25 protein-coding genes are annotated in these 24,218 nt (G+C 69.3%); 10 read left to right on the top strand and 15 right to left on the bottom strand.

Annotated elements, in window-relative coordinates:
* Window positions 1–161 precede the first annotated feature (161 nt).
* The 3 genes from BLQ91_RS15495 to BLQ91_RS15505 all read right to left on the bottom strand — a co-directional run bounded on the left by BLQ91_RS15495 (window position 162) and on the right by BLQ91_RS15505 (window position 3,292).
* Complete coding sequence (locus tag BLQ91_RS15495) at window positions 162–1,058, bottom strand: sugar ABC transporter permease (protein ID WP_090097525.1); 897 nt, start codon at window positions 1,056–1,058, stop codon at window positions 162–164.
* Window position 1,059: 1 nt separating this feature from the next.
* Complete coding sequence (locus BLQ91_RS15500) at window positions 1,060–1,938, bottom strand: carbohydrate ABC transporter permease (protein ID WP_090097762.1); 879 nt, start codon at window positions 1,936–1,938, stop codon at window positions 1,060–1,062.
* A gap of 94 nt (window positions 1,939–2,032) precedes the next feature.
* On the bottom strand, window positions 2,033–3,292 hold the full coding sequence (locus tag BLQ91_RS15505) for an extracellular solute-binding protein (RefSeq protein WP_090097526.1): 1,260 nt from the start codon (window positions 3,290–3,292) through the stop codon (window positions 2,033–2,035).
* 222 nt (window positions 3,293–3,514) lie between these two features.
* Here BLQ91_RS15505 and BLQ91_RS15510 point away from each other — a divergent pair, with 222 nt between their 5' ends.
* Complete coding sequence (locus BLQ91_RS15510) at window positions 3,515–4,552, top strand: LacI family DNA-binding transcriptional regulator (RefSeq protein ID WP_090097527.1); 1,038 nt, start codon at window positions 3,515–3,517, stop codon at window positions 4,550–4,552.
* Window positions 4,553–4,685: 133 nt separating this feature from the next.
* Window positions 4,686–5,789: a LacI family DNA-binding transcriptional regulator gene (locus BLQ91_RS15515; protein WP_090097528.1), complete on the top strand. Its 1,104-nt coding sequence runs from the start codon at window positions 4,686–4,688 to the stop codon at window positions 5,787–5,789.
* Here the strand turns inward: BLQ91_RS15515 and BLQ91_RS41345 are convergent, their stop codons facing one another.
* Window positions 5,790–6,419, bottom strand: coding sequence for a hypothetical protein (locus BLQ91_RS41345; RefSeq protein ID WP_176959764.1), 630 nt, complete (start codon window positions 6,417–6,419; stop codon window positions 5,790–5,792).
* A 154-nt stretch (window positions 6,420–6,573) separates the two neighbouring features.
* Between BLQ91_RS41345 and BLQ91_RS15530 the strand changes: the two genes are divergently transcribed.
* The 3 genes from BLQ91_RS15530 to BLQ91_RS15540 are packed head-to-tail and all read left to right on the top strand — an operon-like array spanning window position 6,574 to window position 8,524.
* A complete protein-coding gene (locus tag BLQ91_RS15530) occupies window positions 6,574–7,086 on the top strand; it encodes a beta-class carbonic anhydrase (RefSeq protein WP_090097531.1) in 513 nt (170 codons plus the stop codon).
* 58 nt (window positions 7,087–7,144) lie between these two features.
* A complete protein-coding gene (locus BLQ91_RS15535; protein ID WP_425412484.1) occupies window positions 7,145–8,014 on the top strand; it encodes an HhH-GPD family protein in 870 nt (289 codons plus the stop codon).
* Window positions 8,015–8,524 (top strand): 2'-5' RNA ligase family protein, encoded by a 510-nt coding sequence (locus BLQ91_RS15540; RefSeq protein ID WP_090097532.1) that lies wholly within the window; start codon window positions 8,015–8,017, stop codon window positions 8,522–8,524.
* On the opposite strand, the gene BLQ91_RS15545 is transcribed toward BLQ91_RS15540, so the two are convergent.
* The gene (locus BLQ91_RS15545; protein ID WP_176959765.1) at window positions 8,473–9,237 is read right to left on the bottom strand and encodes an alpha/beta fold hydrolase; all 765 of its coding nucleotides are present in this window, start codon (window positions 9,235–9,237) and stop codon (window positions 8,473–8,475) included. The two genes, BLQ91_RS15540 and BLQ91_RS15545, sit on opposite strands and share 52 nt — an antisense overlap.
* Between BLQ91_RS15545 and BLQ91_RS15550 the strand changes: the two genes are divergently transcribed.
* From BLQ91_RS15550 to BLQ91_RS15560, 3 genes are read left to right on the top strand one after another with little or no spacing between them, the layout of a single operon-like run.
* Entirely contained in the window at window positions 9,236–10,684 is a 1,449-nt protein-coding gene (locus BLQ91_RS15550) for a M1 family metallopeptidase (protein WP_090097533.1), read from the top strand. The two genes, BLQ91_RS15545 and BLQ91_RS15550, sit on opposite strands and share 2 nt — an antisense overlap.
* A gap of 10 nt (window positions 10,685–10,694) precedes the next feature.
* Window positions 10,695–11,006, top strand: coding sequence for an antibiotic biosynthesis monooxygenase family protein (locus tag BLQ91_RS15555; RefSeq protein WP_090097765.1), 312 nt, complete (start codon window positions 10,695–10,697; stop codon window positions 11,004–11,006).
* Window positions 11,006–11,800 carry an SIR2 family NAD-dependent protein deacylase gene (locus tag BLQ91_RS15560; RefSeq protein ID WP_090097766.1) on the top strand — a complete coding sequence of 265 codons (795 nt, stop codon included), beginning with the start codon at window positions 11,006–11,008 and terminating at the stop codon, window positions 11,798–11,800. Before BLQ91_RS15555 ends, BLQ91_RS15560 begins: the two co-directional genes overlap by 1 nt.
* Here the strand turns inward: BLQ91_RS15560 and BLQ91_RS15565 are convergent.
* Complete coding sequence (locus BLQ91_RS15565) at window positions 11,772–12,746, bottom strand: endonuclease/exonuclease/phosphatase family protein (protein ID WP_090097534.1); 975 nt, start codon at window positions 12,744–12,746, stop codon at window positions 11,772–11,774. The genes BLQ91_RS15560 and BLQ91_RS15565 overlap by 29 nt on opposite strands.
* A 142-nt stretch (window positions 12,747–12,888) precedes the next feature.
* Between BLQ91_RS15565 and BLQ91_RS15570 the strand changes: the two genes are divergently transcribed.
* Window positions 12,889–13,521 (top strand): DUF6928 family protein, encoded by a 633-nt coding sequence (locus tag BLQ91_RS15570; RefSeq protein ID WP_143022659.1) that lies wholly within the window; start codon window positions 12,889–12,891, stop codon window positions 13,519–13,521.
* A gap of 1 nt (window position 13,522) precedes the next feature.
* On the opposite strand, the gene BLQ91_RS15575 is transcribed toward BLQ91_RS15570, so the two are convergent.
* The 5 genes from BLQ91_RS15575 to BLQ91_RS15595 all read right to left on the bottom strand — a co-directional run bounded on the left by BLQ91_RS15575 (window position 13,523) and on the right by BLQ91_RS15595 (window position 19,277).
* On the bottom strand, window positions 13,523–14,395 hold the full coding sequence (locus BLQ91_RS15575) for a hypothetical protein (protein WP_090097536.1): 873 nt from the start codon (window positions 14,393–14,395) through the stop codon (window positions 13,523–13,525).
* A gap of 2 nt (window positions 14,396–14,397) precedes the next feature.
* Window positions 14,398–15,522 carry a WXG100 family type VII secretion target gene (locus BLQ91_RS15580; protein WP_245733441.1) on the bottom strand — a complete coding sequence of 375 codons (1,125 nt, stop codon included), beginning with the start codon at window positions 15,520–15,522 and terminating at the stop codon, window positions 14,398–14,400.
* Window positions 15,523–15,529: 7 nt separating this feature from the next.
* Window positions 15,530–15,844 carry a type VII secretion target gene (locus BLQ91_RS15585; protein WP_090097537.1) on the bottom strand — a complete coding sequence of 105 codons (315 nt, stop codon included), beginning with the start codon at window positions 15,842–15,844 and terminating at the stop codon, window positions 15,530–15,532.
* Window positions 15,841–16,506, bottom strand: a complete 666-nt coding sequence (locus BLQ91_RS15590) for a YbaB/EbfC family nucleoid-associated protein (RefSeq protein ID WP_245733443.1) — start codon at window positions 16,504–16,506, stop codon at window positions 15,841–15,843. The genes BLQ91_RS15585 and BLQ91_RS15590 overlap by 4 nt, the downstream gene beginning before the upstream one ends.
* 209 nt (window positions 16,507–16,715) lie before the next feature.
* Window positions 16,716–19,277, bottom strand: coding sequence for an ATP-dependent Clp protease ATP-binding subunit (locus BLQ91_RS15595; RefSeq protein WP_090097538.1), 2,562 nt, complete (start codon window positions 19,275–19,277; stop codon window positions 16,716–16,718).
* Window positions 19,278–19,598: 321 nt separating this feature from the next.
* Between BLQ91_RS15595 and BLQ91_RS15600 the strand changes: the two genes are divergently transcribed.
* On the top strand, window positions 19,599–20,396 hold the full coding sequence (locus tag BLQ91_RS15600; protein WP_245733444.1) for a (2Fe-2S)-binding protein: 798 nt from the start codon (window positions 19,599–19,601) through the stop codon (window positions 20,394–20,396).
* A gap of 299 nt (window positions 20,397–20,695) precedes the next feature.
* On the opposite strand, the gene BLQ91_RS15605 is transcribed toward BLQ91_RS15600, so the two are convergent.
* From BLQ91_RS15605 to BLQ91_RS15620, 4 genes are all read right to left on the bottom strand, one after another.
* A complete protein-coding gene (locus tag BLQ91_RS15605) occupies window positions 20,696–21,493 on the bottom strand; it encodes an ABC transporter ATP-binding protein (RefSeq protein ID WP_090097539.1) in 798 nt (265 codons plus the stop codon).
* Window positions 21,490–22,548 (bottom strand): FecCD family ABC transporter permease, encoded by a 1,059-nt coding sequence (locus BLQ91_RS15610; protein WP_245733446.1) that lies wholly within the window; start codon window positions 22,546–22,548, stop codon window positions 21,490–21,492. The genes BLQ91_RS15605 and BLQ91_RS15610 overlap by 4 nt, the downstream gene beginning before the upstream one ends.
* Window positions 22,545–23,537 carry a FecCD family ABC transporter permease gene (locus BLQ91_RS15615; protein ID WP_245733448.1) on the bottom strand — a complete coding sequence of 331 codons (993 nt, stop codon included), beginning with the start codon at window positions 23,535–23,537 and terminating at the stop codon, window positions 22,545–22,547. Before BLQ91_RS15615 ends, BLQ91_RS15610 begins: the two co-directional genes overlap by 4 nt.
* Before the next feature lie 291 nt (window positions 23,538–23,828).
* Window positions 23,829–24,179, bottom strand: coding sequence for a histone-like nucleoid-structuring protein Lsr2 (locus tag BLQ91_RS15620; RefSeq protein WP_090097541.1), 351 nt, complete (start codon window positions 24,177–24,179; stop codon window positions 23,829–23,831).
* Window positions 24,180–24,218 lie beyond the last annotated feature (39 nt).

The raw sequence follows: 24,218 nt of genomic DNA on the forward strand, positions 1-24,218 counted from the left end.
GCGCGACGTTATGTGTTGCAAGCGCTTACGTGAACAGACGAAAGCGCTTACGTTCCACGGATTCGCACGTAAGCGCTTTCGTCCGGCCGCATGGGCGGGAGCGCTCCCACGCGTCGAGGCCGCCCCGCGGAGCGGAACGGCCTCGTGACGGGGCCCGCGGACTACCCCTTGACGGCGCCGGACGCGAGTCCCTGCACCAGGAACCGCTGCACCAGGTAGAACACCACGATCGCGGGGATCGCGACCAGGATGGACGCGGCGGCGAGGTGCCCCCACTCCGTCCGGTTCTGCTGCACGAACACCTGCAGTCCGACGGCCAGCGTCTTCGACTCGTCCGCGGCGGACAGGAAGGCCGACGCGAACGCCACCTCGCCCCAGGCCGTCAGGAACGCGTAGAAGGCCGTGACCGCGAGACCCGGCTTGGCCAGCGGCATGATCAGCCGCCAGAACACGCCGAACGGCGACAGCCCGTCCACGCGGCCGGCCTCGTCGATGTCGGCCGGGACCGTGTCGAAGTAGCCCTTGAGCATGTAGGTGCAGAACGGCACCGCGGTCGTGCAGTAGACGAGCACCAGCCCGATCGACGTGCCGTTCAGGCCGAGCGCGATCAGGATGTTGTAGAGCGGCACGATGAGCACCGCGAACGGGAACATCTGCACCAGCAGGAACGACATCATCAGCCCGCGCTTGCCGGGGAACCGGAACCGCGAGGCCGCGTACCCGGCGGTGGCCGAGATGAAGACGCCGATCACGGTCGTCATCAGCGCGATCAGCACCGAGTTGCCGAACCAGGCGAGGAAGTCGCCCTTCTCGCCGGACAGCACGCGGGTGTAGTTGTCCAAAGAGGACTCGTTGAACAGCTTCGGCGTCGGCTCGACGGCCCGCGCGTCCGGCTTCAGGGACGTGATGAACACCCAGAAGACCGGGAACACCGCGATGGCCGACGCGCCGATCAGCGCGGCGTGCAGGGCGATCGACGCGCCCTTGGACCGGTCCGTGCGGCGCAACCGGCGGTCGGTGGCCTTGACCACCTGGAGAGACGAAGCATCGAGCGTCACGTCACCACACCTCGCCCTGCTTGCGCAGCGCCCGCCGGTAGATCGTGGCGAACACCAACAACACCGAAAGGATCAGCACGCCGTAGGTCGACGCGATGGCGTAGTCGCGGGACGCGCCGGAGAAGAAGCGCTCGAACGCGTAGGTGACCAGGATCCGGGCGTTCGGGTTCGGGCCCGCGATCAGGTAGATCACCGGGAACATGTTGAACGTCCAGATGATGCCCAGCAGGACCACGGTCGACGACACGGAGCGCAGGCCCGGCAGCGTCACGTGCCGGAACCGCTGCCACGGCGTGGCGCCGTCCACCTCGGCCGCCTCGTAGAGGTCGCCGGGGATCGACTGCAGGCCGCCGAGGAGCGCCACCATCATGAACGGCACGCCGAGCCAGGTGTTCACGATGATCACCGACACCAGCGCCCAGTTCGACTGGCCGAGCCACACCGGGTCCGGCAGGCCGGCCGAGCGCAGCAACTGGTTGATGATCCCGTACTGCGCGTTGAACATGTACTTCCACGCGAACGCGCTGATGAACGCGGGCACCGCCCACGGCAGGATCAGCAGCACGCGGTAGAGCGTGCGGCCGCGCACCTGGCGGTTGAGCAGCATCGCCAGCCCGAGACCGATGGTGTAGTGGAAGAACACGCACGAGAAGGTCCAGATCAGCGTGCGGACCAGCGTGCCCCAGAACGCGCCGAACGAGTCTCCGCCGGACAGCACGTTGAGGTAGTTCTTGAAGCCCACGAAGTCGAAGGTCGCGGGCCGTTCGAGGACGGGGTTGGCGATGTTGCCCTCGTTGATGTTCGTGAAGGTGAAGTACACGCCCTGGGCGAGCGGGTAGAGCACCAACACCGCGATGACCACCACGACCGGCAGCACCATCGCGTACGCGTACCAGTACCGGTCCAGGAACCGACGCACCGAGATCTCCCCTCAGGCGGACGGCCGGGGCGCGAACCCCGGCCGTCCGGCACGATCAGCCGATGGAGTACTCGGTGACGACCTTGGCCTTGTACTCGTTCGCGACGTCGTCGAGCGCGGTCTTGGCGTCCTTCTTGCCGGCCAGGAAGTCGGCGTAACCGATCTTCAGCGGGTCGAAGAGCTCGCCGCCCTCGGCGATCCACGGACGCTCGTGCGCGGTCTTGGTGACCGGCTCGAACGCGGTGACGACCTCGTTGGCCTTCACGTCGGCGTTCTGGTAGGCCGACTTGCGGGTCGGCAGCAGGCCCAGCTCCTTGGCGATGGCCGCCTGCGACTCGACCGACGCCATGCACTGGATGAACTTGATCGACGACTGCTTCGCCTTGGTGGCCTTGCGGACCACGTAGTCGTGACCGCCGACCGGCGCGCTGCCCTTGCCCGCGGACGGGCCGGGGACCGGCGCGATGCCGAGGTTCGCCTTGTCGGTGAACGCGGCGCCCTTGAGGTAGTCGGCGACGGCCCACGGACCGTTGATGACCATGGCGGCCTCACCGGACGAGAACGCGGCCTGCATGTTCGAGTACGAGTTCGTCGCGTCGAGCGCCGTGGTCGCCGCCTTGGCGTCGAGCAGGCCCTTCGCGGTCTCCAGCGCCTTCACGTTCTGCGGGGAGTTCACGACGATCTTCTTGGCGGACGCGTCGACCAGGTCGCCGCCCTCGCCGTAGATGAACGGCAGCGCGTAGTAGGCGTCGTTGTTGAGGAAGAACGCCTTCTCACCGCCCAGCTTGGCGGCGGCGGCCTTGAGCTCGTCCCAGGTCTTGGGCGGCTCGACACCGGCGTCGGCGAGCTTCTTCTTGTTGTAGAGCAGCGCGAGGGAGTCGGTCACCTGCGGCACCGCGTAGCTCTTGCCCTCGTACTTCGTGGAGCCGAGCGCGGCCTCCAGGAAGTCGGAGGTGTCCTTCGCGAGGTCGGTGTCGGACAGGTCCTCGACCAGGCCCAGCTTCGCGAGCTGCGGCACCCACGCGACCTCGGAGCGGAAGACGTCGGGGCCCTGACCGCCCTGAGCAGCGGTCTTGTAGTTGTTGAGCGCGCCGTCGAACGCCTGCGTCTCGACCTTGACCTTGTAGCCGCCCTTGGTGGCGCAGTCTTCCGCGATCTTCTTGAACACGGGGCCTTCGTTGGGACCGCTGGTGTCCCAGAAGGTCACCTCGCCCGAGTCGGATCCGCTGTTGCTGCCCGATCCACCGCTTCCGCAGGCGGTGAGCACGAGGGCGACACCCGTCGCCATGGCGGTCACGAGGGTTGTCCGTCGCATCGTTGCTGCCGTTCCCTCCAGCTGTGCCCCATCTCCCGGTGAGATGAGGGGTGTTGCAAGTTTTTGCGAGAATGTTGCGGGCGATTTCACTACTCGAAGCATGGTCAGGTCAAGACGCCGACCGTAACCAAGCCGTAACGGCGCCGTCCCGCACACCCTCGTTGCAAAATTTTTCCGAACGCGGCAGGCTTGCGCCGAACCTGACGTGACCTGGGAGGCAACGTGTCCGGACTGTCCGAGATCGCCAGGGCAGCCGGGGTGTCCATCTCCACCGTGAGCCGTGTTCTCAACAGGCGCGCGGGTGTGAACGAAGAGACCAGGCAGCGGGTGCTGTCGGTGCTCGCGGAGATGCCGTACACCCCGCGCGGCCTCGGTGCGCTGCAACGCACCGGCGTGATCGGCCTGCTCGTGCCGGAGCTGTCGAACCCGGTCTTCCCCGCGTTCGCCGAAGCACTGGAGACGCGGGCCGCGCGCCTCGGCTACTCGTCGCTGCTGTGCAACACGCGCAGCGGCGCCCCGATGGGCGAGGAGGAGTACGTCCGGATGCTCCTGGCCCGCGGCGTCGAGGGCATGGTGTTCGTGTCGCCGGAGATCACCAACGTCGAGGTGCCGCTCGGCCAGGCGCCGCGCCCGAGCTACTACGCGAAGCTCGTGGCGGACGGCGTCCACATGGTCTTCCTCAACGGCGCCACGCCCGCGCTGGACGTGCCCGACGTGACCGTGGACGAGCAGCTCGCGGGCTACATGGCCACCAAGCACCTGATCGAACTGGGCCACGAGCGGATCGGGTTCGTCTCGGGTCCCGCGCGGTCGCTGCCGTCGCGCCTGAAGCGCGCCGGGTGGGCCGCCGCGCTGGAGGAGAACCACCTGCCGGCGGGCTCGGAGTACGTCGCACATGCGCCGTTCAGCGCGGAGGGCGGCGGCCAGGCCGTCGCCCAGCTGCTCGACACGGTGACGCCGACCGCGGTGATCTGCTCGTCGGACCACATGGCGCTCGGCGTCATGCGCGAAGCCCACCAGCGGGGGATCTCGATACCCGACGAGCTGTCCGTCGTCGGGTTCGACGACATCCCCCTGGCCGCCTACTCCTCGCCCGCTTTGACGACTCTCGCGCAGCCGATCGAGGAGATGGCGGCGGCCGCGATCGACGAGCTCGTGCTGCGCCTGGACCCGGATCGCCGCAGGCAGGGCACCGACAACTACACGCGCGTCTTCCGGCCGCGGCTCGTCGTGAGGGAATCGTCCGCGCCGTCGAAGTGAGAAACCCGTTCCTCTAATTGGCCTGGACCAAATTCTGAACAAGGCAGATGGGTCAACCTGCGCGGATGCGTCATTGGAGGGACACAGGTCACCCTGACTTCACGAATTGGTTCTGAACCGTTACGGTCCTTTCATGGCGCGGTCGATGCATGTGCGACGTCCGGCGACGCTGGCCTCTCTGGCCGCTGAGCTGGGCGTTTCCCGGACAACGGTGTCCAACGCGTACAACCGGCCCGACCAGCTCTCGCCCGAGCTGCGTCGGCGGGTGTTGGACACGGCCCGAAGGCTGGGTTATCCCGGCCCGGATCCTGTGGCGCGCTCGTTGCGCACGCGCAAGGCTGGGGCGGTGGGCCTGTTGCTCACCGAGAACCTCTCCTACGCGTTCCGCGACCCGGCCGCGATCGGGTTCCTGGAGGGCCTCGCGCTGGCGTGCGAGGACGCCGGGACCGGTCTGCTGCTGGTGCCCGCGAACCCCGAGCGCGAGGACGTCGCGTCCGTGCACCGCGCCGGCGTCGACGGCTTCGTCGTCTACTCGGTCCCGGACGACGACCCGCACCTCGCCGCCGTGCTGGAGCGCCCGGTGCCGACCGTCGTCTGCGACCAGCCGGACCTCGGCACCGTGGACCGCGTCGGCATCGACGACCGCGGGGCGATGTACGAGCTCGCCCAGCACCTGATCGGTTTGGGCCACCGCCGCATCGGCGTCGTGTGCATGCGCCTTGCGCGTGACCGCAACGACGGCTTCGTGACGCCGGACCGCCAGCACGCCGCGCACTTCCACGTGCAGCGCAACCGCCTGTCCGGCCTCGCCGAGGCGTTCAGCGAGGCGGGCGTCGACTGGTCCCAGGTGCCCGTGGTCGAGCGCTTCGACCACAACACGGCCTCCGGCGCGTCCGGCGCGGCCCAGGTCCTCGACCGCGACCCGCAGATCACAGCTCTGATCTGCACCTCGGACGTGCTCGCCCTGGGCGCCATGACCGAGGCGGCCCGCCGTGGTCTGCGCGTGCCGCACGACATCAGCGTGACCGGGTTCGACGGCATCCGCGCCGGCGAGGAGGCCGGGCTCACGACGGTCCGCCAGCCGGTGCTCGAGAAGGGCCGGGCGGCGGGCAAGCTGCTGCTCGACGCGAACGAGCGCTCGCGGCCGCGGTCGGTGAACCTCGCGACGGAGCTGATCATCGGCAAGACGTCGGCGGGTCCGCGCGGCGGCGCCGAGGAGCGCTGGTTCGGTCCGTGATCAGTTCTGGAGCCTGAACACCACGGGTGAGCTGGCCTTCCCGGCCAGCTTCGCCACCAGCAGGTAGTCGCCGGGCCCCACTCGCGTGTGGGCCCCGCACCCCGGCCGCGAGGTGGAGCCCGCCCACTTCGTGCCGTAGTTGAAGAGCTCCTTCGGCCGCAGGACGCGCACCTCGGTGCCGACCGCCGACAGGCAGTGGTTGCTCGACCACAGCACCGTCGCGCCGTCCGCGGTGAGCACCGTCAGCTCGCGGTGCTGGCGCCCGATGTCCCTGATGCACGGCACCGGCCCGTTGTTGGCGATGTCCATGGACAGTTCCGGCTGGTCACCGACGGTGTGGAGCGGCTTGTCGACCTTCGCGACGATCCCGATCACGTCGTCCGGGCACGGTCCGGGAGGCGAGGGCGCAGGCGTGGTGGACGAGGACGCGGCCGGGCTCTCGGACGAGCTCGGCGGCGGGTTCGAGGACGACGCCGCGGCCGCGTTCGTCGGCTGCGCCGTCCCGCCGTCGGAGCCGAACATCGCGATGACCCAGATGACGAGCACGAGTGTGACCAGGGCCGCCCCGGTCGCGGCGATGCGGCGGCGCCGGTACACCGTGGAGGACAGCGGGCCTGTGGGCTCGATCACGGCCCGAACGTAGCTCGACCGGCTCGCATCCAGTCGGAGGCGAGCATCGCTCGATCCGGTGAACGTGACATTGGGCGGAACCCCTTGTGAACGTGCGCCAGCTCCGGTTCCAATCGACGCGGGGGTCCGCCGGTAGGCCATGGAGGTGTGTCACATGACCGCGATCGACGAACTGCTCAAGCGGAACTACGAGCTCGGGAACGTGGTTCCCGGAGATCGTTCGTCCGCGAAGCCGTCCCTGCAGGTGGCAATCCTGACCTGCATGGACTCGCGCATCCGGGTGTTCGAGATCTTCGGTTTGAAGCAGGGTGAGGCGCACGTGCTGCGCAACGCGGGTGGTGTCGTCACCGACGACATGATCCGGTCGCTGGCGCTCAGCCAGCGCAAGCTGGGCACGCGCGAGGTCCTCCTCGTGCACCACACCAACTGCGGCCTCGAGATGGTCACCGAGGACGACTTCAAGGACGAGCTGGAAACCGAGACCGGCCTGCGCCCGACCTGGGCCGTCGAGGCGTTCAAGGTCGTGGAGCAGAGCGTGCGCGGGTCGATGGCGCGGCTGCGGCGCAGCCCGTTCATCCCCCACACCGACAAGGTCCGCGGGTTCGTCTACGACGTGCACACCGGGGAGCTGCGCGAGGTCGACGCGGCGGAGACCGCGGCCGCTTAGCCCTGACGCTTCGAGGGCCCCCTTCGGGGGGCCTTTTCGTTGCGCGACAATGGTGGCGATGAATCACGAGTTGCTGCTGGGCTGGTGGGACACCGCGGCCCGCGACCTGCCGTGGCGCCGTCCCGACTGCACCGCCTGGGGTGTGCTGGTCAGCGAGATCATGCTGCAGCAGACGCCCGTCTCCCGCGTGGAGCCCATCTGGCACGAGTGGCTGGCGCGCTGGCCCGTGCCGTCCGCGATGGCCGCCTCCTCGCAGGGCGAGGTCCTGCGCATGTGGGGCAAGCTCGGCTACCCGCGCCGCGCCATGCGGCTGCACGAGGCCGCCACCGCGATCGCCCGCGACCACGGCGACGTGGTGCCGTCCGACGTGGAGACCCTGGAGTCGCTGCCGGGCATCGGCAGCTACACGGCTCGTGCGGTGGCCACGTTCGCGTACGGCCAGAAGTGCGCCGTCGTAGACACGAACGTCCGCCGCGTCGTAGCGCGCGCTGTGCATGGCGCCGGTGACGCCGGTCCGCCGTCGACCAAGCGCGACCTGCGTGACGTCGAGGCGATCCTGCCCTCGTCGCAGCAGGACGCGGCGGTGTTCTCGGCGGCGTTGATGGAGCTCGGCGCGTTGATCTGCACGGCCAGGAACCAGAAGTGCGCCGACTGCCCGCTGTTCGCCGAGTGCGCGTGGCAGCTGGCCGGCCGTCCCGCCTACGCGGGGCCGGAGAAGAAGGCGCAGAAGTTCGCCGGCACCGACCGCCAGGTGCGCGGCAAGCTGCTGGACGTGCTGCGGGGTGCCCCCGGACCGGTGCCGAAGATGCAGCTCGACGTCGTGTGGAACGACATCACGCAGCGGGAGAAGTGCCTGGTCTCGTTGCTCGACGACGGGCTGGTCGAGGTGACGCGGGACGGACTGTTCGCGCTACCCGGGGAGCACTGAGTGCACGCGCTGGTGGCGTTCTTCGACGACGAGGCGGACAAACGCGTCCGCGAGCTGCAGCAACGCGTCGGCGCGAAGCACAGGTACCCGCCGCACCTCACCTACGCCGTAGCGGGCACGATCGGCCCCAAGATCCGCAAGGAGCTGCGCGAAGACCTCGAACGGCTGTGGCTGCCGGACCTCTACCTGCACACGCTCAGCACGTTCTCCACCTCCGAGAACGTGCTGATGCTCGGCGCCGTCGTCGACACCGAACTGCTGGCGGTCCACTCGGCCATCCACGACGTGCTGGCGAGCAAGGTCAAGAACCCGAGCGCCTACTACCTGCCGGGCAACTGGGTCCCCCACTGCACGCTCGTCCACGACGTCGACGACGAGGCCGTGAAGGCCGCGTTCGCCGCCGTCTTCCCGGTCGAGCCGATCCGCGCGAAGGTCCGCGAGGTGTCGATCGTCGACACTCAGACCGGCGAGATCGACGTGCTCAAGAAAGCCTCCACGGCGCCGCGGTAGACCCACGGCGCGCTGTCGTGCACGACGTGACCGGCCTCCTCGACGTAGAGGTACTGGCCTCCGGAACGTCGTGCCGCCTCGGCCATCTGTCCTGGTAGCTGCCCGCCGCGACCGGCCTCGACCACGAGCGACGGGCACCGCACGGCGTCGATGAAGTCCCAGTACGCCCGCGTGCCCCAGTGCGCCGCGATCTCGTAGAGGTCGTCCATCTCGGCGATCAGGTGCCAGCCGTCGGAGCGTTCCTCGAAGTAGTCGCAGAACAGCTCGGCGCCGAAGTACGACCGGATGTGGCCCAGCGACTCGAAGGGCACCGGCCAGGCGTCGAAGAGCCACTTCCACTCGTCGGTGGTCCGGCCCCTGTTGTCCGGGGCGAAGTCCTCGACCACAATCGCGCTGACCAGGTCCGGCCGGGTCGCCGCGAGACACCACGCGTGCAGCCCGCCCATGGAGTGCCCCACCACCACGGCGGGTCCGAGACCGAGCTCCTCGATCGCCCGCGCGGCGTCGGCGACGAAGTCCTCGGTGCGGAACGGCCCCCGCCGCGGGTTCCGGCCGTGCCCGCGCTGGTCGACCGCGACCACGCGGCCGAACGGCCTGAGCCACTGCGCGACCGGCCACCACGCGGTGGCCCTGCTCATCAGGCCGTGCAGGAGCAGCACGCCCTGACCCGTTCCGCCGAACTCGACCACCGACACGGGGATGATTAAACGCATGAAGGCCCGCCCGTACCTGATCGCCCTGGTCCTGATCGTGCTCGTCGCAGGTCTGCTCGTGGTGTTCAGAACGCCGGGCAACGACCCCGCGAGGCAGCGGGAGACGTCGCCGCAGGCGGCGGTGGAGGCCGGGGCGGGTGCGGGTGACGCGTACTACCCGACGGACGGCAACAGCGGCTACGACGTCACGCTCTACGACCTCAAGATCAGCTACGACCCCGGGTCCAAGCGGCTCGACGGCGTCGCCTCGATCACCGCGACCGCCTCGGAGGACCTCTCGCGCTTCAACCTCGACCTCAAAGGCCTGGAGGTCAGCGAGGTGGAGGTCGGCGACCGGCCCGCGAAGTTCGCGCAGGAGGGCGACCACGAGCTGGTGATCACGCCGGCCGCGCCCCTCGCGAAGGACAGGCCGTTCACCACCGTCGTCACCTACGGCGGTGAGCCGACGACGATCGACGACGCCTCGCTGGGCCGCAGCGGCTGGCAGATCTCGTCGACCGGCGGAGCGTTCGCCGCAGGTCAGCCGCACTCCGCGACGACGTGGTTCCCGGCCAACGACACCCCGCGCGACAAGGCAGCGCTGAAGGTCGCGGCCCGCGTCCCCGACGGCTGGACGGCGATCTCGAACGGCCTGGAGGGTCCCGTCGCGCGCGACGGCGGCTGGACGACCTTCACCTGGTCCGAGGAGACGCCGCTCGCGACGTACCTGGCCACCGTCGCCATCGACAAGTTCGAGGTCGTGCGCTCGAAGCTGCCGAACGGCACGCCCGTGGTCGACGCGTACGCACCTGGCACGTCCGGTGCGAAGAAGCCGATCCAGTCGCAGGGGCCGGAGGTCCTCGCCTTCCTGGAGACGAAGTTCGGTCCGTACCCGCAGCGCGCGGCCGGCAGCATCTGGGTGGCCGACCAGATCGGGTTCTCGCTCGAGACCCAGACCCGGCCGATCTACGCGGCGTGGGCGGACCTGGAGACGGTCGTGCACGAGAACGCCCACCAGTGGTTCGGCGACTCGGTGTCGATCGAGAACTGGGCGGACATCTGCCTGAACGAGTGCCTCGCGTCCTACGCGCAGTGGCTGTGGCTGGAGAAGGAGGGCACGGACCTCGACCAGCGCTACCGCGACAGCGTCGAGCAGCGGCGCGGCAGGGCGTCGTTCTGGGCGCCGAAGCTCTACGACATGGGCAAGGGCAACGAGTTCCGCGGCGTCTACGACAAGGGCCTGATGGGCATGCACGCGCTGCGCAAGCAGGTCGGTGACGACGTCTTCTTCAAGGCCCTGCGGTCGTGGGCCTCCCGGCACCGCGACGGCAACGCCTCGTGGCCGGAGTTCGAGGAGCACTTCGAGCAGGCCTCCGGGCAGCCGCTGGACGGGTTCTTCAAGGCGTGGTTCCGCGACTCGGGCATCCCGGAGGACCAGTACCTGCTGCCTGCCGGAGTGCGCCGCTAGTGTGGGTGGCATGGCAGTCGTGAAGATCAACGCGATCAAGGTCCCCGAGGGCAGCGGCCCCGAGCTCGAGAAGCGGTTCGCCGCCCGTCTCGGCGCCGTCGACGACCAGCCGGGCTTCCTCGGCTTCGAGCTCCTGCGCCCCGTGTCCGGCGACGACCGCTACTTCGTCGTCACGCACTGGGAGACGCACGAGGACTTCGTCGCGTGGCGCGACGGCCAGGCCGGTGCCGCGGCGCACGCCGGTGAGCGGGCCAAGCCCGTCGCCTCGGGCGCCGACCTGCTGGAGTTCGAGGTCGTGCTGGGGAGCAAGCCCAAGCAGTGATCGACGAGGCCTACGACAGAGCCGCCGAGCTGATCACCGGTGCGGACGCCGTCCTCGTCTGCGCCGGTGCCGGCATCGGCGTCGACTCCGGGCTGCCCGACTTCCGCGGCACCGAGGGCTTCTGGCGGGCGTACCCGCCGTACGAGCGGCTCGGGCTGAGGTTCGAGGAGATCGCCGACCCGGCGCACTTCACCGACGACCCGGCGCTGGCGTGGGGTTTCTACGGCCACCGGCTCGCCCTGTACCGCGCGACGGTGCCGCACGAGGGTTTCGCGGTGCTGCGGTCGTGGGGCGCGCGGGTGTTCACGTCCAACGTGGACGGCCAGTTCCAGAAGGCCGGTTTCGCGGACGTCGCCGAGGTCCACGGGTCGATCCACCACGCCCAGTGCGTGGAGCCGTGCACGGACGAGATCTGGGAGTGCTCGTTCGACGTGGAGGTCGACCCGGTCTCGATGCGTGCTGTCGGCGAGCTGCCGTCGTGCCCGTCGTGCGGCGGCCTGGCCAGGCCCAACATCCTGATGTTCGGCGACTGGGGCTGGGTGCCGCACCGCAGCCAGGCGCAGCTGGACGCAGTGGCGCAATGGCGTCGTGCGCACCGCGACCTGGTGGTGGTCGAGATCGGTGCCGGCACCGCCGTGCCGACCGTGCGGCGTCAGGCCGAGCTGGCGAGCGCGGCTTCCGGGGCGTTGATCCGCATCAACACGCGCGAACCCGCCGTCCGGCACGGCCGGGGCGTGTCGCTGCCGGTGGGGGCGCTGGAGGCGCTCACAGCCCTGGCACGACGAACTGCGTGACCACGGCCCGGTGGTCGCTGCCGGGCACGTCGAACACGTCCACGGTGTCGACGAGGACCTTCGAGTCCACCAGCACGTGGTCGATGGTGACCGGCGGCGGCCAGAACCCGCTGTCGCTCGGCCAGGTGTGGATCAGCCCTTTGCCCACCTGGTCGGCCGCGTCCACGTAGCCCTTGTTCAGCAGCCGCGTCATGCCGACGTGGTCGAGGGTCGCGTTGAAGTCGCCGGCGAGCACCCTGATCGCCCCGGTCGAGTCGGGTGAGGGCAGCCCGGCCAACTCCCGCTGCCACGCCTCCGGCCCGGCGGTGACCACGGGCGGCAACGGGTGCACCGAGACGACCTCGATGTCCTTGCCCGGCAGATCCACGAGAGCGCCGGCCTGCTGCAACGTGCCCGGTGGCGTCAGGTTCCGCTGCGAGAGCGGGAACCGCGACGCGATGCCGCTGCCCGACCCGCCCGGTTCGTCGAGGAACACCCGGTTCGGCAGCACCCGGTCCAACCCGGCGCGTTCGAGGTCGCGCACCATCTCCGGCGTCAGCTCCTGCAACGCCAGGATGTCGATGTCGCGCGCCCGGACCTGCCGCACGATGAACTCCGCGTCCGCGATCCCGGTCAGCAGGTTCGAGCTCATCAGCCTCACCTGCTGCCCCACCCCGTTGGGCCGCGCGTCCGGGAACGCCCGCGGCGCCACGTTGGCGACGAGCACGACGCCCACCAGCGTCATGGTCAGCCCGACGGCCCACCGCCGGCGCGACAGCGCGAACAACCCGACCAGCAGGCCCGCGACCGTGATGTACGGGGTCAACGACGTCGTCGCGATCATGTACCGCGTCCCGTCGATGCCGAGCAGTCTGACCAGCGCCGCCGTGACGAACGCCATCGCGCACACGACCAGCAGGAACGTGGCGAGCCCGCTCCGCGGCGGCTTCACCTCGGTGGTCACCACGCCGTGCAGTGTCGCCGAACCGTCGTCAGTCTCCCGTGTGGTCCCCACGATCAGGGGACGGTCGACGAGGGTGCTCCATTGCCCGCCGAAACTGTCAGACCCCTCCGCCACACTGGACCCGACCGACCTCAGGGGGACCGCAGTGGGTGCCAAGGACTGGATGCTCTTCTACGCGTCGGACGACGTCGGCAAGGTGCTGCGCTCGTCACCGCAGATCGACCGGGAGGCCACAGCGGCCTTCGTGCAGCGCCTCCACCCGTCGCACGACATCCGCCCGATCGCCGACGGCAGCCTCGACTGCGCCAACCCGCCGGACGGCGAGGTCTACGCCGCCGTCCACCCGGGCCTGTCGATCATCTGCACCGCCGACGCCGCCCTGGACGACCCCAGAGGCCTGGACGAGCGCTTCCACCTCGAAGCCGCCGGCCGAACCCTCTACTCCCACGCCATGCACAGCGTCATCGACTTCTTCGCCTACGCCATCTGGGAGCCCAACGGCACCCTGCGCCGGGCGTTCAGCCTTTCCCCGGACAGCGGCGTGATCGCCGACGTGGGCACGCCCCTGCCGTTCGAGGAGAAGTACCTCGCGGGCGACCCCGAGTTCCTCGCGTACCTCGGCGAGGACGACGACTACCCGTTCCGGTTCCACCCGCTGTCGCTGGCGGAGGCAGCCTTGCGCGCGTTGTTCGGCTTCAACTACGAGGGCGAGTGGCACGACGACGACCCGGACCTGGAGGAGATCGTGCTGGCGGGCTACGCCGTGACGCCGCGCTGACTCAGACGGCCGCCGCCGGGTGCCTGGGCCGGGCACCCGGCATCCGGTCGAGCAACCCGCAGATCATGTCGACCACGGCCATCAGGCCTGCTTGGTCGATGTGGTGGTCCATGACGATGTACACGACCCCCGCCTCGAACGTCAGGCGCATCGAGTGGGCCTGCGGCGGCAAGTGCTCCTCGTGGTCGATCAGCCAGTGCAGCGCGGTGAAGTTCAGATCCCTGACCACCGCGGAGGGGTCACTTCCCCAGACGAAGAACTCCTGGTCCATGGGCGACGGGAGCTGCACGCGCTGCCACGCCGCCTGACGGCTCCGCACCGTCGCGGGCGGCTCGGACAGCCAGCTGTCCCACAGCTTCTCGAAGTCCGCGAGCGGAATCGGCCGGCCGTCGGCGGTGTACTTCTTCGGCCGGGCCATCCGCATCGGCGCCATGGGCGCGGTGGCCACCTCGACGCGGTGCTCCTGCTCCCAGCGCACGCCGTAGCCGGTGTACGCCGCGATCCGCACCGCCGCCTCGGTCACGCGGACGTGCCAGTCACCCCGCCGGAAGTCCATGGCGAGGTCCCACTGGGGCTTGGACCGCCGGAGCCACTTCCCTTTCAGCACCGTGTCGTAGGCGCTGCCGTCGCTCTTCACCGGCTCCAGGAAGCCGGCCGACCAGGCCGCGGTGTCACCCTGCTCAGCGCTGATCACCGTTCCACCGAGCCTGGCGGCCAACGGGTTCAGCGCGCTGATCTGCTCGGCTCGCGCGGCCCGGTGGGAGCGGAACTGCCACCAGCGTCGTACGAGGGCGGCCACGACGGCACCGGCGATCATGGTCAGGAAGATCGGGTCGGTCAGCAGGTCCAGCAGACCCTTGATGAGCTTGTCCATGATCAGATGTCCAGGTATCCCTTGATCTGGTGCTTCGAGTAGTCGGTCCCGGTCTCGCGCGCCGCGGCCGCCTGCTCCTGGAGGGACCGGTTGCGCAGCCCCTTCTCGTTCCGGGCGTCGACCTGCGCGGCCGCCTCGAGGCCGACCGCTTCGCCCATCGACTTCCAGAAGCCCTGGTTCATGCGCTCGCCGACGATGCCCTGCGAGCCGTTCTTCTTGTCCCCCCAGCTCTTGAACAGACCCTTGTTCTCCGGCAGTGCGCGCCGGCGGTCCGCCTCAGCGACGTTGGCCCTCTTGTCCGCCATGGCCTTCTTCATGCCGGCGCCGAGGTTCTTCGTGCGGGTCATCAGGTTGCGCAGGAACTGCAGGATCTTGCCGAGGAAGGCCTTGAGCCTCGCGATGATGCGCGACACCCGGCTCGCGGTGGTGGCGGCCCGCACACCGGTCACGGCGCCTGCCGCCGCGGTCGACGAGCCGCAGCTCGGCACGGCGGCCGCGAGGGCCGGGATCCAGATCATCGCCAGCCAGATGATGAACTCGGTCAGGATCGCCTTGAGGAGGTCCTCGATGACCTGCATGATCATCGAGGACATCAGGAGCAGTTCGGAGAGCTCACCGGCCTGGCCGATGACACCGTCGATGCCGCTGGCGAACTCACCGAGCTTCGTGGCCGCCGCGTCCGCTGTCTCGCCACCCCAGCTCTGCACCGAGCTCGACAGGTCGCTCGTGAACCCTTCCTTCAGCTTGGTGAGGCCCTCGGCGAGCTTGCCGAAGTTCTCCCCGGCCTGCTGCAGGGCGGGGCCGTCGCCGCTGACGAAGTGGATCGCGTCTTCCAGCGGTTCGCAGATGCTCATGAGGAAGCTCAAGCCCTGGTTGACGAGCCAGCCGATCGGGTCCGTCGCGATCTGGGCGGCCTCGCTGAACGAGGTGATGAGCGCACTGCCTTCGGAAGCCAGCGCGGTGATTCCGCCGGGGTCTCCGACGTTTCCCGCCGCCTCCATGGCCTTCATGAAGCTGCCGACGAACGGCGCGGCTTCGAGCGCCTTCTCCCCGGTGGACTTCTCCTCGACCTCGAGCGTGCCCTCTTTGCCGCTCAGGCCCGGAACGGTGAGATTCGGTTCGGTCACGGCTCCGCTACCCCCGCTCGACGTGGATGCCGTCGAGGATCTGCTTCAGCGCCTCTTCCTGCTGCGCATAACCCTCGGCGGTGTCGCGGAACTTGTCGGCACCCGACTTCAGGCCGTTCTGCATGGCCTGCATCGTCTCCTTGAGGTCTCCGAGCATCTGCGTGTACTGGTCCTTGACGAAGATCCCGATCACGCCCCAGGACTTGTCGCCGACGTCGGCCAGGGCGACCAGCTCGGCGATCCCGCTCGCCGTGCTGTGGTGGCCGTCGAGCTTGCCGGCGAACGTCCGCAGCTCCTCGGGGCTGACGCTGAACCCGCTCACCGGCCGTCCTCGTCGTCGTAGAGGTTCAGGAACTTGCCGTCCTGCTTGGGCGGAGCGGCGGGCGGCTGCGGCGACCTGTCGTTCCAGCTGGTGCCGCGCATGATGTTCTGGTCGCCGAAGTCGTCCGGCTGCTCGGGAGCGGGCTTGCGCGGCGGGGCCGGCGGACGGGCCTGCTGCGGACCGGGTTGGGGCACGGGCGGCGCGGGCGGCATCGGCTGGCGCGGGGCCGCCGGGGGTGGCGTGGGTGCGGTCTCGTCGGACCTGACGGCGCGGAGTTCCTCTTCGGACATGCCGAAGAGCTGCGCCTGGGTTTCGAGGACCTGGTCGGAGAGCTTCATGCCGTCGCCGATCGCGCCCTCGACGATGCCCGCCTGGCGGCGGGCGGCTTCGGCGACGGCCTGCTGCAGGACCGTCATCAGCTCGGCGGCCAGCGCGGGGGCCGGCCTGCGCATGGCGAGGTCGGTGAGCCTGATGGCCTTGATGCTGCCGGACGGGCCTGCCACGACGGTCACGGCGCGGTCGGCCGAGGTGGCCACCGCTTCCATCTCGGACAGCTGTTGCTGCATCTCGCCGATGTTGGCGAACTGCTGGTCAACGCGCTGCATCCGTGACTGGAACTGCTCGAACTGAGCTACCAGTTGTTCGAACGCGGCCGACGGCACTGGGACCTCCTCCTGGGACAACCCGTCCGCGCAAGATCACGCGGAGCGGGCGCCATAGTGGCAGGTCGGGTTTCACGTGCGCCGCGGAACGGGCGAATCGGTGTGGCCGAGTGACCCGTGCAACTCCTCGCTCGCGACGCGCTTCCGCTGGTGCGCACGAGAACGGCCCCCGGGCCGGAGCCTGGGGGCCGTTCTCGGTACTGCCTAGCTCACTCGGACTCGGTGGCCGGAGCGTCCTGCTGCTCGGCGGCCGCGGAGGCGGTGAGGTCGACCGGCGGGGCGTCCGGCACGCGGTTCGGCTTGGCCTCGCCGCGGAACACGAACTTCGCCTTGTCGTGCTGCTCGGACTCGCCGTCCCAGCCCTCGACGTCGGTGAGGATGATCTGGCCCGGCTGGATCTCGCCGAACAGGATCTTCTCCGACAGGGTGTCCTCGATCTCGCGCTGGATCGTGCGGCGCAGCGGGCGGGCGCCCAGCACCGGGTCGAAGCCGCGCTTGGCCAGCAGGGACTTGGCCCTGTCGGTCAGCTCGAGGGCCATGTCCTTGTTCTTCAGCTGCGTCTCGACGCGGGCGATCATCAGGTCCACCATCTTGATGATCTCGTCCTGGGTCAGCTGGTGGAAGACGATGATGTCGTCGATGCGGTTGAGGAACTCGGGGCGGAAGTGCTTCTTCAGCTCGTCGTTGACCTTGTTCTTCATGCGCTCGTAGTTGGACGCGGTGTCCTGACCCGAGGTGAAGCCGAGGCCGACGGCCTTGCTGATGTCCGACGTGCCCAGGTTCGACGTGAAGATGATGACGGTGTTCTTGAAGTCCACCGTCCGGCCCTGACCGTCGGTCAGGCGGCCGTCCTCCAGCACCTGGAGCAGCGTGTTGTAGACCTCGTTGTGCGCCTTCTCGATCTCGTCGAAGAGCACGACGGAGAACGGCTTGCGGCGCACCTTCTCGGTGAGCTGGCCGCCCTCTTCGTACCCGACGTAACCGGGAGGGGCACCGAAGAGCCGCGACGCCGTGTAGCGGTCGTGGAACTCGCCCATGTCGATCTGGATGAGCGCGTCGTCCTCGCCGAACAGGAAGTTCGCGAGCGCCTTCGAGAGCTCGGTCTTACCGACACCGGACGGGCCGGCGAAGATGAACGAACCGGAGGGGCGCTTCGGGTCCTTCAGGCCGGCGCGGGTGCGGCGGATCGCCTGCGACACGGCCTTGACCGCGTCGACCTGGCCGATGATCCGCTTGTGCAGCTCGTCCTCCATGCGGAGCAGACGCGAGGTCTCCTCCTCGGTGAGCTTGAACACCGGGATGCCGGTCCAGTTGGCGAGGACCTCGGCGATCTGCTCGTCGTCGACCTCCGCGACGACGTCCAGGTCACCGTCCTTCCACTGCTTCTCCCGCTCGGCCTTCTGGCCCAGGAGCTGCTTCTCCGCGTCACGCAGCTTCGCCGCGCGCTCGAAGTCCTGCGCGTCGATCGCGGACTCCTTGTCGCGACGCACGTCCGCGATCTTCTCGTCGAACTCGCGCAGGTCCGGCGGCGCGGTCATCCGGCGGATGCGCATGCGCGCACCGGCCTCGTCGATGAGGTCGATCGCCTTGTCCGGCAGGAACCGGTCGTTGATGTACCGGTCGGCCAGCGTGGCGGCGGCGACCAGCGCGGAGTCGGTGATCGAGACGCGGTGGTGCGCCTCGTACCGGTCGCGCAGGCCCTTGAGGATCTCGATGGTGTGCTCGAGCGACGGCTCGCCCACCTGGATCGGCTGGAAGCGGCGCTCCAGCGCGGGGTCCTTCTCGACGTGCTTGCGGTACTCGTCGAGCGTGGTGGCACCGATCGTCTGCAGCTCGCCACGAGCCAGCATCGGCTTGAGGATCGACGCGGCGTCGATCGCGCCCTCGGCGGCACCCGCGCCGACGAGCGTGTGGATCTCGTCGATGAACAGGATGATGTCGCCGCGCGTGCGGATCTCCTTGAGGACCTTCTTCAGGCGCTCTTCGAAGTCACCGCGGTAGCGCGAGCCCGCGACCAGCGAGCCGAGGTCGAGCGTGTAGAGCTGCTTGTCCTTGAGCGTCTCGGGCACCTCGCCCTTGACGACCATCTGCGCCAGGCCCTCGACGACGGCGGTCTTGCCGACGCCGGGCTCGCCGATGAGGACCGGGTTGTTCTTGGTGCGGCGGGACAGCACCTGCATGACCCGCTCGATCTCCTTGGTGCGCCCGATCACCGGGTCGAGCTTGCCCTCGCGGGCCGAGGCCGTGAGGTTGCGCCCGAACTGGTCGAGCACCAAGGAGGAGGACGGCGTGCCCTCGCCACGACCCGGGGACTCCGACGCGCCCTTCTCCGTCGAGTAGCCGGACAGCAGCTGCAGCACCTGCTGCCGCACCCTGTTCAGGTCGGCGCCGAGCTTCACGAGGACCTGGGCCGCGACGCCCTCGCCCTCGCGGATCAGGCCGAGCAGGATGTGCTCGGTGCCGATGTAGTTGTGGCCGAGCTGAAGCGCCTCGCGCAGCGAGAGCTCCAGGACCTTCTTCGCACGTGGGGTGAAGGGGATGTGTCCGCTGGGGGCCTGCTGGCCCTGGCCGATGATCTCCTCGACCTGCTGGCGGACGCCTTCCAGCGCAATCCCCAACGACTCGAGCGCCTTGGCGGCGACACCTTCACCCTCGTGGATCAGACCCAGGAGGATGTGCTCGGTGCCGATGTAGTTGTGGTTGAGCATCCTCGCCTCTTCTTGGGCAAGAACAACCACCCGCCTCGCGCGGTCGGTGAACCTTTCGAACATTCGCACTCCCTGACTGCTGCGTCGGCGGTCCTCGGCTCCACCGATCTACCCCGGTGAGCGCGGCACCGTGACTCCACTGTAGTGGGCGGTACCGAGGCCTGTGGTTCCCGTCAGCGGACAGTCGCGTTCGGGGAACATTGACATCAGCATCAACGCAGGTCGGGAGCAACGGATTCCACAGATCGGGCGATGTCCGCTGAGCGCGAACAACCCACCGTCGAGCGACACCGCTGTGACCGGGGCCACCTGAAGAGGCGTAGATCCGGTGATCGTGGGTAAGGTTAGGCAAGCCTCATGCGCCCATGAGATTGGACTTGTGCGTTGACCGTACCTGCGAGGGTCTCACAGCAGCACCCGAGTGCGCTCACGCCGCTGGCCGAGTCCATCGCCCGCCTGCGGGTCGGCTCCGAGATCAGGTTCGGGATGCCGTCCGAGGACTGGACGATCTGCTCGGACCTGCTGGCGGAGCCCTCGCGCTTCGACCTGTGGCGCAAGGACCTGGCCGAGTGGATGGTCGAGCAGTACGGCGAGTCCGACGACAGGGCGACCGCCGGCTACGTCATGGGCTGGTACCTCCACCAGCCCGGCTACCTGGCAGGCCTGCTCTTCCACACCGCCCGCCGCGTCCCGTCCCTGAAGCCGAGCGACATGGCGTTCCGCATCAGCACCGAGGGCCGCCCCCACCCGGACGGCATCGCGCTGTTCTGCGACGAGTTCGCCTGCCTCCCGGACGACCCGGCCTCGAACCACCCGGCAGCCACGGTCGTAACCGACGAGGCAGCCCTGGCCGCCGTCCTGCGAGCCCGCTACGCGGCCCACGCCGCCCAGTTCGTGGCTTCCTTCGGCCAGGTGGTCCGCTTCGGCCGCCGCACCCTCTGGGCAGCAGCCACCGACATGCTGGAATACGGCCCCTGGGCAGCAGGCCGCATGTTCGGCGACGAGAACGCAGGCGTCACCGACGCGGCGATGATCCTCCCCGAGAAGCTGGCCCCGTTCGTGGCCGCTTCCTCGCTGCACTTCACCGACGAGGGCTGGAAGCGCAAGCGCAACAGCTGCTGCTTCCACTACGTCCTGCCGAACGCGGAGCCGTGCACGGCCTGCCCGCGCACCTGCGGCTGACCGCAGGCTGACGCAGGGGTCCCCTCGATTTCAGCGCCCCCCGCGACCCAACGTACCGAGCAGGTCTGACACCGCCGCGCGACCGCGAGGACAGCCGACGCGAGGGCGAACCGACGCGAGGCCGAAGGCGAGCCGCACTCCAGCGGGAGGCCGAAGCCGAGCCGTCCCGGCTTTTCGCCGGCCCCCGCCGGTGGGGTGTCCCGTCACGAGTCGCGCCACAGCTCTCGCTGCATGCCTGGAGGGGTGTCAACGCAACCGCAACCGGGCCGCACGCAGATGAACCCACCGACCAAGGCCGCTTACGGCAACCGATGCCGAGACCCCACGGGAACAACCAGCGGAGTGCCGGCGACCGGGTCCTCCACGACCCGGGCGTCCAACCCGAACACGTCCAGCAACATCCGCTCGGTCAACACCTCCCCGGGCGTCCCCTGGGCAACGATCCGCCCACCCCGCATGGCGACGATGTGATCCGCGTACCGAGCCGCGAGGTTCAGGTCGTGCAGCACCATCACGATCGTCCGCCCCATGGAGGCGTGCAGCTCCTGCACCAGGTCCAGCACGTCGATCTGATGAGCGAGGTCCAGGTAGGTGGTGGGCTCGTCCAGCAGCAGCAGGTCCGTGCCCTGCGCGAGAGCCATCGAGATCCAGGCCCGCTGCCGCTGCCCACCGGACAGCTCGTCCACGGTCCGGTCGGCCAGGTCGGAGATCCCGGTCATCTCCAGCGCAGCGTCAACGGCAGCCGCGTCGTCGGAGGACCACTGCCGGTACCAGGCCTGGTGCGGGTGCCGCCCCCGAGCCACCAGATCGGCGACGGTCAGCCCTTCGGGAGCGGACGGGGCCTGAGGCAGCATCCCCAGCACACGAGCGACATCCCGCGTGGCCATCCGGTCGATCTGCTTGCCGTCGAGCAGCACCGCCCCGGACCGGGCGGGCAGCAACCGCCCCAGGGCCTTCAGCAGGGTGGACTTGCCGCACCCGTTCGGCCCGATCACCGCGGTCACGGTGCCGCCGATGACCGACAGGTCCAGGCTGTCGACGACCAGCCGCTCCCCGTAGCCGATGGACAGCGACGACGCTTCGAGACGCACACTCATACCCGCGCCTCCCGGCGGCTCCGAACCAACAGGTACATCAGGTAGGGCGCACCGAGCACGGCGGTCACGACGCCGACGGGCAGTTCGGTGCGGTAGATCGTCCGCGCGACCAGGTCCGACAGCATGACCAGCACGCCGCCGACCACCACCGAGCCGAACAGCGGGGGCTGGGCGGTTCCGGCCAGGCGCAGGGCGATCTGAGGGGTGGCCAGGGCGACGAACGCGATCGGGCCCGCCGCGGCGGTGGCCACGGAGGCCAGGACGATCGCGACGACGATGAGCAGCGAGCGGGCCGCGTTGACGCGGATGCCGAGGCCCCGCGAGGTCTGGTCGTCGAACTGCAGGGCGCCGAGGACGTGGCCGCCGACCAGGGCGACCGGGACCAGGACGACCAGGGCCAGCGCGACCGGGACGACGTGTTCCCAGCCGCGGCCGTTCAGGGAGCCGGCGATCCACACCATCGCCCTGCCCGCGTCCTGCACGTCGCCGACGGTCAGCAGGTAGTGCGTGAAGTTGCCGGCCACGGCGGTGATGCCGATGCCGACCAGCACCATCCGGAAGCCCTCGATGCCCTGCCGCCACGCCAGCGCGTAGACCAGCAGGCCCGCGACCAGGCCTCCGGCGAGACCGGCGAGCGGGACGCCGATGGACGCGGCGGTGCCGGTCACCACCCCCAGCGAGCCGGAGAAGGTGATCACGGAGACCGCGCCGGCGCCCGCTCCCCAGGTCACGCCCAGGATGTCGGGCGAGGCCAGCGGGTTGCGGACGATCGCCTGGAAGATCGCGCCGGACAGGCCCAGCGCGCCGCCGACCAGCAGGCCGGTCAGCGCGCGCGGCAGGCGCAGCTCCGTCACGACGAACTGGTCGCGGCGCGTGCCCCCGCCGAGCAGCGTGTCGACGACCTGCACGGCCGTCAGCGGGAAGTCGCCGACCATGATGCCGACGACCAGGACGGCGGCCAGCAGCACCAGCGCGACCGCCACGACCGTCATCGGCCGGCGGCGCAGCCGGAACGAGACCGCGCCGACCCTGAGTGCCGTCCTCGCGGTGGTCAAATCCTCACCAGCTTCTTGCGGCGCACGAGGTAGATGAAGAACGGCGCGCCGAACAGCGCGATCATCACGCCGACCTCCACTTCCGACGGACGGGCGACCACGCGGCCGAGGATGTCGGCGATGAGGAGCAGGATCGCGCCGACGAGCGCCGAGAACGGCAGCAGCCAGCGGTAGTCCGGGCCGGTGAACGCACGTGCCACGTGCGGCACCACGAGCCCGATGAACCCGATGGGTCCGCACGCCGCGACGGCGCTGCCCACCAGCAGCGTGATCGCGAGGATGCCCAACGACCGCGTCGCCCCGACCTTCACGCCGAGCGACCTGGCCACGTCCTCGCCCAGCGAGAGGGCGTTGAGGCCCGGCGCGTTGAACGCCGCCAGGCCGAGACCGATGAGCAGGAACGGCAGCACCTGGGTCAGCACCGGCAGGTCGCGGCCGGCGATGCCGCCGACCTGCCAGAACCGGAAGGCGTCGAGCGACTGCTGGTCGAGCAGCACGACGGCCGACACGAGGCCGTTCATCAGCGCCGACACCGCGGCTCCGGCCAGTGCGAGCGTCACCGGCGACGGCCCTCCCCGCCCGGCCGAGCCGAGCAGGAACACCACCACGCTCGCGATCATCGCCCCGGCGAACGCGAACCAGATGTAGCCGTACAGCGAGGTGACGCCGAGCAGGAAGATCGAGAGCACGACCGCCAGCGCCGCGCCGTGCGTGACGCCGAGGATGCCGGGGTCCGCGAGCGGGTTGCGCGTGTGGCCCTGCATGAGGGCGCCACCGACGCCGAGAGCGACGCCCACCGCGATGCCGATCAACGTCCGCGGGATCCGCAGCTCGCGGATCACGACGTCGTCCTCGGCGCCGGTCGGCGTGAAGAGACCGTGCCACACCCCGGACAGCGGGATCTCCTTCGACCCGATCGCGATGCTCGCCAGGCAGACGGCGACCAGCACGACCAGGAGGAAGAGCAGGCCCAACGACCTACGACCCAAAGCCCACCCTCCAAGTCCGCACAGGAGAGGTAAGCCTAACCGAACTACCTGCGAAGACCGACGTCCGGCAGCTTGGTTCTGGTCACATCGAGCCGCGGGGAACGACCGGTCGAAGATCGCCGAACAATGGTCGCGGACACGTCATCCGCTCAACCAAAAGGTCCGGAGCAAGCGAGAACGCGATTTCGTTTGGATCGCATCGTTGCGCCCACAGTGGCTGAGCAGTCACCCGAATAACACGAAGGGGTTCCGAGGAATCATCCTCGGAACCCCTTCGTGCTTTGCCGAATTTCAGCCCTGCTGGTGGTACGCGTCGAGCACCTCGGCCGGGATGCGGCCGCGGTCCGACACCTTCATGCCCTGCTTGCGCGCCCACTCGCGAATGGCCTGGTTCTGCTCACGATCCGCCGACGCCGGACGGGCCTTCACAGCGCCGGCCGGACGACCCGGACCAACGCGCTTGCGGCCACCGGCACGTCGTGCGCTTCCCACGAAGTCGGCAAGAGCGTCCCGCAGTTTGCCCGCATTGCCCGAGGAAAGGTCGATCGTGTAGCTGACACCATCCAGCCCGAACTCGACGGTCTCCTCCGCGGTGGAACCGTCCAGATCGTCGACGAGGGTCACCGTGACCTTCTGCGCCATGCGTATCCTCCTGGACCCCGAATGCGCGGTCACCCGCGT

The sequence above is a fragment of the Lentzea jiangxiensis genome (genome assembly GCF_900104175.1).
Taxonomy (GTDB): Bacteria; Actinomycetota; Actinomycetes; order Mycobacteriales; family Pseudonocardiaceae; genus Lentzea; species Lentzea jiangxiensis.

Bases quoted from the DNA above. Each gene is read 5' to 3' on its own strand.
- BLQ91_RS15605 (WP_090097539.1), bottom strand. From the start codon at position 21,493: ATGAGTGTGCGTCTCGAAGCGTCGTCGCTGTCCATCGGCTACGGGGAG.
- BLQ91_RS15545 (WP_176959765.1), bottom strand. From the start codon at position 9,237: ATGCGTTTAATCATCCCCGTGTCGGTGGTCGAGTTCGGCGGAACGGGT.
- BLQ91_RS15575 (WP_090097536.1), bottom strand. From the start codon at position 14,395: ATGGACAAGCTCATCAAGGGTCTGCTGGACCTGCTGACCGACCCGATC.
- BLQ91_RS15535 (WP_425412484.1), top strand. From the start codon at position 7,145: ATGAATCACGAGTTGCTGCTGGGCTGGTGGGACACCGCGGCCCGCGAC.
- BLQ91_RS15515 (WP_090097528.1), top strand. From the start codon at position 4,686: ATGGCGCGGTCGATGCATGTGCGACGTCCGGCGACGCTGGCCTCTCTG.
- BLQ91_RS15595 (WP_090097538.1), bottom strand. From the start codon at position 19,277: ATGTTCGAAAGGTTCACCGACCGCGCGAGGCGGGTGGTTGTTCTTGCC.
- BLQ91_RS15620 (WP_090097541.1), bottom strand. From the start codon at position 24,179: ATGGCGCAGAAGGTCACGGTGACCCTCGTCGACGATCTGGACGGTTCC.
- BLQ91_RS15500 (WP_090097762.1), bottom strand. From the start codon at position 1,938: ATGGTGCTGCCGGTCGTGGTGGTCATCGCGGTGTTGGTGCTCTACCCG.
- BLQ91_RS15505 (WP_090097526.1), bottom strand. From the start codon at position 3,292: ATGCGACGGACAACCCTCGTGACCGCCATGGCGACGGGTGTCGCCCTC.
- BLQ91_RS15550 (WP_090097533.1), top strand. From the start codon at position 9,236: ATGAAGGCCCGCCCGTACCTGATCGCCCTGGTCCTGATCGTGCTCGTC.
- BLQ91_RS15530 (WP_090097531.1), top strand. From the start codon at position 6,574: ATGACCGCGATCGACGAACTGCTCAAGCGGAACTACGAGCTCGGGAAC.
- BLQ91_RS15555 (WP_090097765.1), top strand. From the start codon at position 10,695: ATGGCAGTCGTGAAGATCAACGCGATCAAGGTCCCCGAGGGCAGCGGC.